Annotated in this window: 9 protein-coding genes; 3 read left to right on the top strand and 6 right to left on the bottom strand. The window is 63.9% G+C overall.

The window, feature by feature from the left end; genetic code table 11:
• Positions 1-33: 33 nt before the first annotated feature.
• Positions 34-618 (top strand): hypothetical protein, encoded by a 585-nt coding sequence (locus tag OXI69_09675; GenBank protein ID MDE2666410.1) that lies wholly within the window; start codon positions 34-36, stop codon positions 616-618.
• Positions 619-693: 75 nt separating this feature from the next.
• The gene (locus tag OXI69_09670; GenBank protein MDE2666409.1) at positions 694-927 is read left to right on the top strand and encodes a hypothetical protein; all 234 of its coding nucleotides are present in this window, start codon (positions 694-696) and stop codon (positions 925-927) included.
• A gap of 536 nt (positions 928-1,463) precedes the next feature.
• Here the strand turns inward: OXI69_09670 and tal are convergent.
• The 5 genes from tal to metK all read right to left on the bottom strand — a co-directional run bounded on the left by tal (position 1,464) and on the right by metK (position 9,607).
• A complete protein-coding gene (gene tal, locus OXI69_09665; protein MDE2666408.1) occupies positions 1,464-2,621 on the bottom strand; it encodes a transaldolase in 1,158 nt (385 codons plus the stop codon).
• 135 nt (positions 2,622-2,756) lie between these two features.
• Entirely contained in the window at positions 2,757-4,235 is a 1,479-nt protein-coding gene (locus tag OXI69_09660; GenBank protein ID MDE2666407.1) for a gluconokinase, read from the bottom strand.
• A 33-nt stretch (positions 4,236-4,268) separates the two neighbouring features.
• Positions 4,269-4,970, bottom strand: coding sequence for a rhomboid family intramembrane serine protease (locus tag OXI69_09655; GenBank protein MDE2666406.1), 702 nt, complete (start codon positions 4,968-4,970; stop codon positions 4,269-4,271).
• Between the two features lie 80 nt (positions 4,971-5,050).
• The gene (locus OXI69_09650; protein ID MDE2666405.1) at positions 5,051-7,993 is read right to left on the bottom strand and encodes an AMP-binding protein; all 2,943 of its coding nucleotides are present in this window, start codon (positions 7,991-7,993) and stop codon (positions 5,051-5,053) included.
• A gap of 408 nt (positions 7,994-8,401) precedes the next feature.
• A complete protein-coding gene (gene metK, locus OXI69_09645) occupies positions 8,402-9,607 on the bottom strand; it encodes a methionine adenosyltransferase (GenBank protein ID MDE2666404.1) in 1,206 nt (401 codons plus the stop codon).
• A gap of 257 nt (positions 9,608-9,864) precedes the next feature.
• On the opposite strand from metK, the gene OXI69_09640 reads away from it, so the two are divergent.
• Positions 9,865-11,040, top strand: coding sequence for a M24 family metallopeptidase (locus tag OXI69_09640; GenBank protein MDE2666403.1), 1,176 nt, complete (start codon positions 9,865-9,867; stop codon positions 11,038-11,040).
• Positions 11,041-11,076: 36 nt separating this feature from the next.
• On the opposite strand, the gene OXI69_09635 is transcribed toward OXI69_09640, so the two are convergent.
• Positions 11,077-11,799 (bottom strand): prephenate dehydrogenase, encoded by a 723-nt coding sequence (locus OXI69_09635; GenBank protein MDE2666402.1) that lies wholly within the window; start codon positions 11,797-11,799, stop codon positions 11,077-11,079.
• Positions 11,800-12,141: the final 342 nt, after the last annotated feature.

Genomic DNA, 12,141 nt, shown 5'->3' with positions numbered 1-12,141 from the left:
CTGCCGATACAGAGGCGGCCACGGAGAGCAACGATGCACAGACGCATTGGTCTTGTCACGGTGATGACGGTGTTGACCGTATGCGTCGATGAAGCTCGGGGTCAGACCGGGCTGTACGTCGAGATGGACCTGGGGACAAGCGTTGCACCGCCCCTCACCATGCACGGGTCGGACAACGACTGGGGCACCAAGTGCGACCTGATCATCAACCCGCTCGGCGTCGAGGCCACTGGCGAGTGCGACGCCGCTCCACCGCTCACGTCGTGGACCAACGAGTTCGACGGGGGCACCGGCATCCGGGCGGGCGCCACACTCGGCTACGACTGGGGACCCGTCCGGCTCGAAGGCGAGTACTTCCACCGAGTAACGGCCTATGGCGATCAGTCAGACATCGACATCTTCGACGACGTGACACTGGACAAGCGGGAGCAGGAGATCGAGCAGGCGATCGGCGTCGTCGACGACTGGCGGTCGCACGGTGGCTTCCTGAATGCGTACTACGACTTCGGAGCGTCGGCATCCTGGACGCCGTACCTCGGCGCCGGATTCGGCATGGAGCGGGCATCGCTCGATTACAGGTCGGTGTGGAAGCGCAACGATGACCCTGAGCGGATCTAGACGTTCGCCGACCCGCTCCTGCGAGCCAAGATCGCCGGCACGACCACGATCGGCGACGCACGTCTGACCGACGTCATGGCCGGCTACCAATTGCTCGCGGGGGTGGACTATCGGCTCCGGGAATCGGTCACGCTCGGCGTTAAATTCCGCTGGGTCGACTTTGGCAAGTTCGCGAGCGAGCCACTGCCCTGGGACCAGCTCCGCAGTCACGAGTCGAGCGTCGGGCGGGGCGAGACCATCCTGTACCAGATGACGACGGACGCCGGCCGGTTCTGGGGCGTGAGTCTCAACCTGAAGTACCGGTTCTGACACGCGGCATCCCGCGAATCGCCATCGGGCCGCGTGCCCTGGCGGCTCGGGCCATGGTTACGCTCAGGCCCCTGCTATCGGCCGTGCTGCTGCATCATCTCCACGGCCCGCGTAACGTCTCGGCGAGCGTCCTGTAGCCCACGATCAAGCGCGTCACCTGCCCTGCGAAGTGCTCGACCGGCCGCTGCAACGCCGTGACCTGCTCGTCGTGTCCTGATGGACGACTGGGCGCGCTACCTAGCCCGAGGGGCGGGTTGCGCGCACCAGGTCCAGCAGAACGATCTCGCCCGGGGCAAGCTAGGTTGAGCAGGGCAACCCGAGTCCGGGCTTTCAGCATTTCGGCCTTCCGGCAGGGATCACTGTGGAGGGAGCGACCCCAATAGGGGAGGGTTAACCCTCGGTTGACCCGAGCGGCTGAGCAGGGCCACGACTCGGCTCAACTGCAACTCTGGATCCTGTACTCGGATGAATATCCGCCAGAGTATTCGTTTCTGACGGACCACGTCATGGCCTACACATGGTTGAAGCCGGAATCGTCAAGCGCTGAGGATCGCTTGCTGTTTACTCTGGATGGAGGCCAGCAGCCGGTCATAGGCGTCGGCGAAGAGCTTGACGCCGTCTTGCTGCAGCTTGAGGGTCACCGCGTCCATGTCTATTCCCATCTCCTGCAGCCGGACAAAGGTCTGCCGGGCATCCTCCACGTCCTCTTCCAGGGTGGCTCTCACCTCCCCGTGATCCCGAAAGGCCGAGAGGGTGGACAAGGGCATGGTGTTCACCGTATCGGGGCCGATCAGGGTTTCTACGTAGAGCACGTCCCGATATCGGGGATTCTTGGTGCTGGTGCTGGCCCACAGAGGGCGCTGCGAGCGGAAGCCTTGTCGCTTGAGCCCGAGGAAGCGGCTCCCGCCAAAGATTTCCCTGAATTTCCGATAGACCAGGCGCGCATTGGCAACAGCGGCTCGGCCCTGGAGGGTCCGGCAGCGTTCTTTCTCCGTAGCGCTGCCGGCTCGTGACTCCAGGTCCTGCAGCAGCTTGTCGACCACCGTGTCGACCCGGCTGACAAAGAAGCTGGCCACCGAGGCGACCGGGGCGGTGCGCCCGGAGGCGGCCAGAGTCTCGATTCCCTGCAGGTAGGCCTCGGCCACCTGAAGATAGTGCTCCATGGAAAACATCAGGGTGACGTTGACGTTGATCCCCTCTCCCAGCAGTTGACGGATGGCGGGCATGCCGGCCGGAGTCGCGGGAACCTTGATCATCAGATTGGGTCGAGCCACGGCTTTCCACAGGCGGCGGGCCTCCTCCACCGTTTCCCGGGTCCGGTGGGCCAGATGGGGCGAGACCTCCAGGCTGACGTAGCCGTCTCCACCCCCGGTCGTCTCGAAGAGAGCCCTGAACTGATCGGCCGCTCCCTGAATGTCCTTGATGGCGAGCACTTCGTAGATCCTCGTGGCGGAGAATCCCGCCCCGGCCATGGTGCGGATCTCCCCGTCGTAGTCGGTGCCACCGTCGATGGCCTTCTCGAAGATGGAGGGGTTGGAGGTCACCCCGCGCAAGCCATCCTCGGCGATCATGCGGCGCAACTCGCCAGAATCCAGCAGGGATCGGCTGATCGAATCGCACCAGACGCTCTGACCCTGCTGCTGCAAGTCCAGGAGCGGACTCGTTCCTTTACGACCCGAATTCCGGCTGTCCATCGAACCCTCCCGCAGTGCGTGTCGGGACTCCAGATTCCCGCGAGTCCATCGGTAACAAACTTTAACCCCCCGCCCCGGCCGACACAATCAAAATCCCAGCGCCATGATCGCCCCACCCGGGTAGAGAAATGCGGGCTACGGCAGCAGCAGGCGGTAGAGCCGGTCGTGCCTTTCCAGACCATTCCGGTAACGTTGGTACCGTTCCGGGCAAGGATTGAAGCGTGCCCCCAGAGGGGTCTCCACCTCCTCGATGTTGTCGAGAAAACCCAGGGCTTCCAGGGCCAGCAAGGCTGCGCCCCGGCTCGAGGCTTCCTTCACCGCCGAAGCCACCACCGGCTGTCCCAACACGTCCGCCATGATCTGCAGCCAGGCAGGCGATTGCAGGAGCGCCCCGCCGGAAGCCACAATCTCTCGATCCTCCGGGACCACAGGCTCCAGCAGTGCAGCGATCTTTGCAAACCGGTAGGCCACCGATTCCAGCGAAGCCCGAAGGATCTCAATGGGACGGGTGTGCAGGCTCAGGCCCGTTACGGCCGCACGGGCCTTGGATTGCCAACCCGGGCTGCGCTCTCCGGCCAGAAAGGGCAGAAGGGTCAGTCCATGGGAATCCGGGGCCATCTCCGCCAGTCCGCGCTCCACAGCCTCCGGATCTCGCTCCAGCCGCAGCGTCTCGGTCATCCACTCGAAGAGGAGTCCTCCGTTGCTGAGAGACCCACCCATGACAAAGCGGCTCCGGTTGGCCCGATAGCACCATAGCCCTCGTGGGACCGACGGCGGGTCCGTCTTGCCCATGACTCTCATGGCGCCCGAAGTGCCAACCATCAGGGCCAGACGATCCGGCGTGCAACAGCCGCTGCCCACGTTGCTGCAGGCCCCGTCTCCAACGGCGGCCACCCAGGGAACTCCACTCAAGTCCGGCCAGCGATCGGCGAAGGGCGGCCTGAGGCCCGACAGCGGCGTGTCCAGGTCGATGAGGGGGGACAACTGATTTCGCTCCAGAGGCAGGACCTGCAGAATTCCCTCGTCCCACTCCAGGCGGTCCTGATCCAGCAGTCCTGTCCCCGACGCCATGGAGACGCTGCATCGGTTGACGCCAAATAGTTTCAAATAGGCATATTCCCCGAACGACATCCACCGGGGGGTCCCGCGGAACAGTTCCGGACTGGACCGATACAGCCACGACAGCTTGGCCGGCAGGTAGCTGGGATGGAGCGGGCAGCCGGTGCGGGCGTGGTACCGGCTTTCGTCCACCAGGCTGCGAAGCTCCTCGGCGGCGGCGGCGCTGCGCGTATCGGCCCAGGAGTATACCGGAGTCAGCGCCCGCCCCTCGGCATCCACCCCCACCAGGTTGTGCCAAAAGGTCGACATGGCAACGGCGGCAATTGCCCGACGCCGGCGGCCGCTTCGCAGCAGGATCTCGTCGACCGCCTCCACCACCAGCTTGAACAGGGCATCGGCGCCCACCTCCACGCCCCCATCCGAGGTGGTTGCGAACTGGTAGGGTCTTCGAGCCTCCAGGCCGGCCAGGGCCTGGCCGAAGCCATCATGGATGGTGGCCCGAACCGAGGAGCTCCCGGCGTCAATGGTGAGGATCAGAGGATTGCTGGAGAGCATGTCTCACTTGCCCGGACTCCGGCGGCCGGACCCTCAGTAATGGACCCTCGCTCGTCGCCGCGACTTGCGAGTTTTCAGGATCAGAACCAGCCCGGCGACAAAGCCGCCGATATGAGCCCACCAGGCCGTGCCTCCCATGGAGAGATCCCCTGCCGTCAGGGAAACGGCGCCGTTGAAGAATTGCAGCAGAAACCACAGTCCCAGGAAGATCAGGGCCGGCAGCCGGACCAGATAGAAGAAGAACAGGATGGGCACGAAGGTGAGAACCCGGGCTCCCGGGAACAGCACCAGATAGGCCGCCAACACCCCGGAGATGGCGCCGCTGGCTCCGATCATGGGTATGGGCGAGGCGGGATTAACGGCAATCTGCAACAGGGCCGCCAGGAGACCGCAAACCAGGTAGAAAAGCAGGAAGCGCAGCGCCCCCAGCCAGTCCTCCACGTTGTCGCCGAACACCCACAGGTAGAGCATATTTCCCAGGAAATGCATCCAGCCGCCATGCAGGAACATGGAGGTAAAGAGGGGAGCCAGACCCAACAGGAGCCCGGCTTCCTGCCAGTAGCCGAAACTGAGCAGCGCGCGGGGAACCAGTCCGAACTGGTAGAAGAACCCTGTCAGCAACGGCCCGGACCCTAGGGACAACTGGTAGACGAAGACGGCCGCATTGACCGCTATCAGAAACAGCGTGACCGCCGGGAAGGTCCGGGTTCGGTTGATGTCTTTCAGGGGAATCATGACGCTTCCCGTCCGAGACGGTCCAATCCTTGCGCGGTGCGCGGGTCGGACGGTGTCGGCGCCCGGACCTCATGCCGGTCTCACTCGGCGCCAGCCCTGGGCGGACCCGCCAGCACCAGGTCCAGGGGACCTTCGCCGCAGTGTTTCAAGACCTCTGCGTAGGCCACATCCCTCAAGCGGATCATTTCCGGCCACCCTTTTCCGCCTGGCCGGATGGCCGGACTGATAACCACCCCGAGCGGGGCCGGCGAGGGCAGCAGCCGGCCGTCGCGGAGCACCTGACGCGTCCCGCGAAGCGTGACCGGCAGCAACGGCGATCCGGTGTCGGCCGCCAACTTGAAGGCTCCCATCTGAAATGGCCGCAGCCCGCTGGCATGGGTGAAGGTGCCCTCCGGGAACACATGGACCGGTGCTCCGCCCAGCAACCTCTCCTCGATGCGGCGGCTGTCCTGAACGGCCTCGGGCGCGTTCTCACGGTCTACGGTGAGGTAGCCGCACCGACGTATGAAGGTGCCTACGAAGGGCCAGGAGGCGGCCTCCCGCTTGGCCACAAAGGAAAAGTCGAAGGGCAGGGCCGCCATCAACACCAGGATGTCCAGATAGCTGGCATGGTTGGAAACGATCAGGAACCGCGACTGTCCGGAGAGTTGAACCGGGGGCAGGTTCTCCAGGCCGGCCACCACCGGCTGCAGCCCTCCCAATCGCAGAGTGATTCGCGAGATCCATCGGAGCAGGGCGGGTCCGGTTCGAGGTCCGGTGCGGGACGGCGTCAACAGCAGCAACACCCAGCAGGGCAGCCCGACCGCGACCAGCACCATCCACACGTAGCTGCCATAGAGCCACCGGGCCACCGTCCCGATCAGCCGGCGGCCCCGCTGCCCCAGGCTCCGGAGAGCCAGCCGCGCCACCTGCACCCAGACCGCCGGGCTCGGGGAATGGAGCTTGCCCTGCAGGTAGAGGCGGCGACAATTGTCCCTTCGGATCTTGCCGCTGGAGGTCTTGGGCACGCTTTGCGGGGGAACCAGCACAACCTCATCCAGAGGGATTCCCAACTGAGAGTCCATCCTCTCCCTGATGGCGGCAGCCAGCTCCTCCTTCTGCTCGGGTTCGGTTCGACGCGTTTCGGCCACCAGAACCAGGCGCTCGCCCGCCACGCCTCTTCCGCTGACCCCGAATGCGGCGACACAGCCTCGCCGAACGCCTTCCACGTCCCCCGCAATATGCTCCAGTTCCTGGGGATAGAGATTTCGCCCTCCCTGGATGATGATGTCCTTGACCCGGCCGGTGACAAAGAGCTCTCCATCCGCCAGGTAGCCCAGGTCGCCCGTCTTCAGCCAGCCATGCTGCAAGACCTCGGCTGTAGCCTCGGCTCTTCCGAAGTAACCCTGCATGACGGAGGGCCCACGACATTGGATGTGGCCCTGGACCCGGTCCGGAACAGGCTCCCCGGCACGGCTGACAATTCTGACCTGGTGGCCGGCCAGCGGCCTACCGGCAGAAACAAAGGTCAGCGGGTTCGCGGATTGACCGGAGGCGGGCTCCGCTCTTCCGGTTTCTTCAAGAGTGCCCCTGTCGATGGGGTCGAGAAGAGCCCTTCGGCTCAGGGGCGGGATGGTCACCGCCAGCGAAGACTCGGCCAGGCCGTAGACCGGCATCAGGGCGTCCGCGTGGAGGCCGTAGGGTTGGAATCTCCGTGAAAACCCCTCCAGGGTCTCGGGTTGAACCGGCTCGGCACCGTTCAGGGTGGCGCGCAAACAGGAGAGGTCCAGTCCCTCCAGGTTCCGCTCGTCGACCCGCCGCATGCAGAGTTCGTAGGCGAAGTTGGGTGCGGCCGAGAGGGTGGCGCGATAGCGGTGTATGGCCCACAGCCACCGCTCCGGTCGGGTCAGGAAAGCCTGGGGAGACATGATTACGATGGGAACCCCCAGATAAAGGCAGGAAAGCCAGGCTCCGATCAGGCCCATGTCATGGTAAAGGGGAAGCCAACTCACCCCCACATCCCGCGAGTCGATCTTCAGCGCCTCCGCGATGGCCCGGATATTGGCAATGAGATTGGAATGGGTCAGCACCACCCCCTTGGGGTCGCCGGTGCTCCCCGAGGTGTACTGAATGAAGGCGACATCCCGGGGCAGGGGCCGGACCACGGTGCCGGAGGCCTTGCCCAGGCTGTCCAGAGTCACCACGCTTTCCAATCCGGGGACCTGGCTGCCCAATAGCCGAGCCAAGCGACCAACCTCCTGAAAGGTCACCAGCACTCGTGCCCCGGAATCGGCGATTATCTTGGCCTGACGCTGGGCGTACTCCTCGATGCGGTCGGGCCGCCAGGGGGGATAGAGGGGAACCGGAACGGTGCCGGCCAGAACGGCGCCGAAGAAAGCCGGGAAGAAGTCGGGGGCGGTGGGGAGCATGAGCGCGATCCGGTCCCCGGACTGCAACCCCGCCTTTTGCTGCAACGCCGCCGCCACCGCCGAACTCTCCGACAGCAGGTCGGAATAGGTGATCGGGCGCATCTCCCCATTCTCCAGCCGCAATTGAATGTGGACCCGCTCCGGGTCCCGCTGAGCAAAATGGAAGAGCGCCTCATCGAGGGTCGTGGGCCAGCCGCCCTCCCGGTTCCAGGCGTCCACTCCTCCCGGATCCGGCCTGGGCTTCCCGGTCTGCTGTAGCCGCAGGGGATCGATTCTGTCCGTCCCGGGGGAGGCCGATGTCCTATTGCCTGCCTGAGACTTCGCCGTCATCACGGCTCGGACCAGGTCGCTGACTGCCTCAGCCCGGGACAGCAGCTGCTCCGGTAACTCGAGCGAGAGGGCCTTTTCCAGACGCAGAAGGAGTTCCACCCGTTCCAGGCTGGCCAGGCCCAGCTCGCGCTCCAGCGAAGCGCTCGGCGAGAGGTGTCGCAGAGCCCGGTGAGACCCCAGTTCAGCCAACAGGTCACGAACAACCTGGAGAATCTTCTCCTCCAGGTCTTTCCGATCCGGTTTCATTGAGTCGGCAGGGGAGGGTTCGGTCTCCAGGGGATTCATGGAGTCTGCGTCTTCCAGGCCGCTTGGCGCGGGGCCTGCAGGTTCGGGACTGCCAATCCGGGTTTGCGGACGATACCGCCGGAATCTTAGCACAGGTGGGTCGGCCGGGCGGGCGGGTGCATTTCTTGCCGCGGGGGTGCGCTTTTGAAAAGACGTGGATGTTGGGGTCGTTGGGGACGGCCGTGCCTGGCAGGGTTCGGACGGGCACTACGTTACTGGAACGTGCTGCTACTCCTCAAGAGTGTTGTCCTGTTTCAGACACAGAGAAAGCGGGCCGTGGGGCCCAAGAAAATACAGGAGATCAGGAAAGGGCTGAAGCAACCTGGCATGGTTGCGCGCGCCTTCCTGGCAGCCCTGCGGGCCGGTGGGGCAAACACGACGCCGCGTGTTGGAAACCGCGGGAACCGCTCAGCCCGAACTGGCTATCGCCGCCCGGGCGAGCCTTCCAAGAGCCTCGGCCCGATCGGTCTTTTCCCAACTGAAGGATCCGTCCGCGCCGGCCGGCCTCCCAAAGTGACCGTAGGCAGCCGTGGCCCTGAATATGGGGCGCTTGAGAGAAAGCGCGTCGATGATTCCCTTGGGCCGAAGATCGAAGACCTCTCGAACCACCTTGACCAGTTCGTCTCCGCTCAGCTTGCCGGTGCCGAAGGTGTCGACCAGAATCGAAACCGGCTGCGCCACACCAATGGCATAAGCCAGCTGGACCTCGCATTTCGCCGCCAGTCCGGCCGCCACAACGTTCTTGGCCACATAGCGAGCCGCGTAGGCGGCGCTTCGGTCCACCTTGGATGGGTCCTTCCCCGAAAAAGCTCCGCCGCCATGCCGAGCCCAGCCCCCGTAGGTGTCCACGATGATCTTGCGCCCCGTCAGGCCCGTATCCCCCTGGGGGCCTCCGCGGACAAATTTGCCCGTGGGATTGACATAGTACTGGGTCTGATCGTCCAGCAAGCTGGCCGGGACGACGGGGCGGACAACCTGTTCCAGGACATCTTCATGGATCTGCCGGTGAGCGACGCTTTCGTGATGCTGGGTCGAGATGACCAGCGAGTCGATGCGCACCGGCTTGCCGTCCGCATATTCCACCGTCACCTGGCTCTTGCTGTCGGGTCGGACATAGTCCAGGGCACCAGTTTTACGCAGCTTCGCCAGCTCTTCCACCAGCTTCTGCGCCAGAATGATGGGGGTCGGCATCAGTTCCGGAGTCTCGTCACAGGCGTAGCCGAACATCATGCCCTGGTCCCCGGCTCCCTGCTCTTTGAAGAGCCCCTTGCCCTCGGTAACTCCCTGAGAGATATCCTCCGACTGGGGATCGATCCTGACGTCTACCCGGCAACTCCGATAGTCGAAACCGATGCCACCTTCCACGTAGCCGATCTCCCGAATCGTATCCCTGACGACCTGCTCCACGTCGACACTGTCCTTGGCATTGGAGGTCACTTCCCCCGCAACCAGGCAATAGTCGGTGGTCACCAGCGTCTCACACGCGACCCGGGACGCCGGGTCGCCGGCGATGTAGGCATCCACGATGGCGTCGGACACCTGATCCGCAACCTTGTCGGGATGTCCTTCCGAAACGGCCTCACTGGTGAACAGCATTCTTTCCCTGTCTGCCATGACTGCTTACTCCCTCGATGGTCTCTTTACAATCGCCGCAATCCAATGCTGCGGGTTAACCACAAACTCGTCATATAATTCCACTTCAGCCATGAAGAGGACCGGTTGCCCCGGTCCCTGGGCCTTTGGGCGAGCGGCTGAACGATAGTCTCGGGCCTTCCGGTTTGTCAAGCCAATTGCCGTTGGTGAGGAAGGAAGGACGGTAAGGGCGGGCGACCTCCTCAAGGACCGCCTCCGATCAAGGAGCAGATGACGCCATGACCATGGATCTCCAGGAAGTTCAAGCGCAATTAAAGGCCAGGAAGCTGGATGGATGGCTGCTATATGACTTTCAGGGCCTCAATCCGATTGCCCGCAAGCTGCTCGGTCTGCAGGACGCCATGCTGACCCGGCGCTGGTTCTGTTGGATCCCCGCCCAGGGCCCCATGACCTTCCTTTGTCACAGCATCGAGCGCCAGGGTTTCGAGCAACAGCCAGCGCCCTCGGTTCTCTTCAGCAGTTGGGAGGAGATGCAGGCGGGTCTGGAGCGCCTGCTACAGGGGAGCAGTCGGGTGGCCATGGAGTATTCTCCCCAATGCTTCATCCCCTATGTTTCCAGAGTGGATGCCGGCACGTTGGAGCTGGTGCGCAGCCTCGGCAAGACGGTGGTTTCCTCGGCCGACCTGGTTCAATACTTCGAGGCGCGCTGGAGCCGTGAACAGCTCCAGACCCACCTCGAGGCCAGCCGTCTCCTGATGGACGTCCTGTTCGAGACCTTCAATCAGGTGGGGGAGGCCACCGGGAACCGTCGCCATCTCACCGAGTACGAGTTGCAGCAGAGCATGTGCCAAAGGTATCGGGAACGGGGCCTGGAATCCTCCTCTCCTCCCATAGTGGCCGTCAACCGGAACAGCGGGAACCCCCACTATGAACCCTCCTCGGAAGGCTCGGCGCCCATCCGGCCGGGCGACCTGCTGCTCATCGATTTCTGGGCCAAGCTCTCCAGGCCGCAGGCCGTCTACGCCGACTACACCTGGGTCGCCTTCCTGGGAGAATCGATCCCCGACAGAATCGTCCGGGTCTGGGACGTGGTCCGGGAGGCACGGGATCGCACCCTGGAGTTCGTGCGCTCCAAGACCAGCCGACGGACTGCCGTACGGGGATGGGAGGTGGATGGCGTGGCTCGCCAGGTGATCTCGCGGGCCGGGTTCGGCCAGTATTTCATCCACCGGACCGGCCACAGCATCGGGGAGTCGGACCACGGCAACGGAGCCAACATGGATGGATTGGAAACCAGGGACGAACGGCTCTTGATTCCACACACCTGCTTTTCCATAGAGCCGGGAATCTACTTGCCGGATTTCGGCATCCGCAGCGAGTTGAATGTTTACCTGGGTGAGGAGGAGCTGCTGGTCACCGGGGATCCCATCCAGCAGGAGATACGAAGGATCTGAACGTCCGGGACGCGGTCGGTGCGGCCAGGGAGCCACTCAGCCCTTCGTCTTGGACAGGCTCCTGTCCAATGCAGTCAGGCTGTCGATGAGCTTTTTCCTCTGGCCGGGGGCAAAGCGGTTCATTTGCTGCAGGTCGCGAAACAGCTGCCTGGAATCGCCCCGAACATCCTCAAAGGCCCGGAACAGTTGGGCGGGGCCGGGCGTGGACAAGGTGTCGGGGTCCACGTGCATCCGGGAAAACCCTAGAGCCAGGAAGTGGAACAGGGCCTGGGTCCTGGCCATGGCTCGGTCATGCTCGATTGCGGTGGTCACGGTCACCTTCAATCCCAGATTCTTCAGGTACTGTTCGACTTTCCCGGTCCGGTTGCCCCTGCCGGGGCAGAGAACCACTTCCAATCCGGCGATCCCGTGACGGCCCGTTTCCGGACCGAAGAGGGGATGGGTTCCCAGGACTTCAACCGACTCGGGGAAGAGGTCCAACATGAGCCTGAGCGGCTCTTCCTTGACGGAGCAGGTATCCATGACCAGTTGACCGGGGGTCAGCAGGGGCCCCAGGCGGCTGCATATCCGCTCCATTTGGGAGATGGGAACGCAAAGCAGCAGGCAGGGCTTGCGGGCCACCTCTCTTAGAGTGGCGAACCGAACGCCGCCTTGTCCGGAGAGAGTCTTGCGGTCAAAGACGGCAACCGGGAAATCCCTCCCGAGAATCTCCGCTGCGAACCGACCGAACCTTCCAAAGCCGACGATGCCGATTTCCACACCTTCCCCCGATGCCTGGTGTCCTGTCTCAGAAATTTGGTCGACTGTCGCGACGGAGGGGAGGGAACGCCCGGCGCTTTCGAGGTCGAATCCGGCAGAGGCCCGGGCGAGCAGTGAGGAGGGCGACTCACAGCCGGAGGGGCTCCCCCCGGATGTGGGTCGGTGGCTGAGACCAGAACCGGTGAGGGGGATGGCCCGCGTTTCTCACCAGGGGGCATGATCATGGCGCAGGCATTTCCCCTTCAGCGCGTGCTCGCGACCGAAGAGCGTAGCGGTTTCTACGGTCGAGGGAGCCTGTGCGCGCTGAAGGGAAAAGGACAAGCCAGGGCATGCCCAGCGCCG

It is taken from the genome of Acidobacteriota bacterium (assembly GCA_028875575.1).
Classification (GTDB): domain Bacteria; phylum Acidobacteriota; class Terriglobia; order Versatilivoradales; family Versatilivoraceae; genus Versatilivorator.
Note: the sequence above shows the minus strand (reverse complement) of the source record. Positions and strands in the feature narration are given on the sequence as shown.